Origin of the sequence: Winogradskyella sp. ECml5-4 (assembly GCF_036903175.1) — a bacterium.
Classification (GTDB): domain Bacteria; phylum Bacteroidota; class Bacteroidia; order Flavobacteriales; family Flavobacteriaceae; genus Winogradskyella; species Winogradskyella damuponensis.
In genome coordinates this window covers 1-703 of the sequence record NZ_JAYJLF010000080.1, presented here as the reverse complement: position 1 = coordinate 703, position 703 = coordinate 1, and the positions used below count along the sequence as shown (strand labels likewise).

Annotated in this window: 1 protein-coding gene; it reads left to right on the top strand. The window is 31.3% G+C overall.

The features are described 5' to 3' along the window. On the top strand, positions 1 to 565 hold a 565-nt coding region (locus VDP25_RS17735; RefSeq protein ID WP_334471989.1), incomplete at its 5' end, for a hypothetical protein. Positions 566 to 703 lie beyond the last annotated feature (138 nt).

Genomic DNA, 703 nt, shown 5'->3' with positions numbered 1-703 from the left:
AGACCGTTCTACGCAATTTGACCAAACCAACAAAATGAAGAAAATACAAGAACATAATCCATCTACTGACGAACTTTTGAATTTGGAATATAAATTTCAACCTGAACTGACCGAAAAATTGGATAATGTGAAATCTGACTTTAATCAGGAATTGATAAACGAAATTGTTTTATGGAAAACCAATCGTTACGCTGAATTGAATAACGAAACGCTGAATTTGATAAATAAAATTGACCGAAATGCGGAATTTATAGATTCTGGTCTGACTGGAGAAATTCTATTGCATTTACTAGAAACGAAAGGAATTCGCTTACCAATGGCTTCTACTATTTTGAGATTTAGAAATCCGAAAATCTATCAAATTATCGACCAAAGAGTTTATCGAATGATTTACGGAACTGAAATGAAAATAAAAACGAATTTAAACGACAATATTATTCAGTATTTAGACTATTTAACCGAATTGAGAAACGTTTGTAATTTATACCAAATTCCGTTCTGCGATTCTGACCGAATTCTTTATGAATATGACAAAATTATGAACTTGGAAAAAATAAAATACTGAATAAAAACTGCGTAGAACACCGTATATAATTTATTGCTAGTTCTAGCCTACTTACGAAAATCCTCGCGGATTTTCTATTCGGTTTTTATTTGCTAAATTACGTGCTAAACCACGCAACAAACCATATACAAACACGTT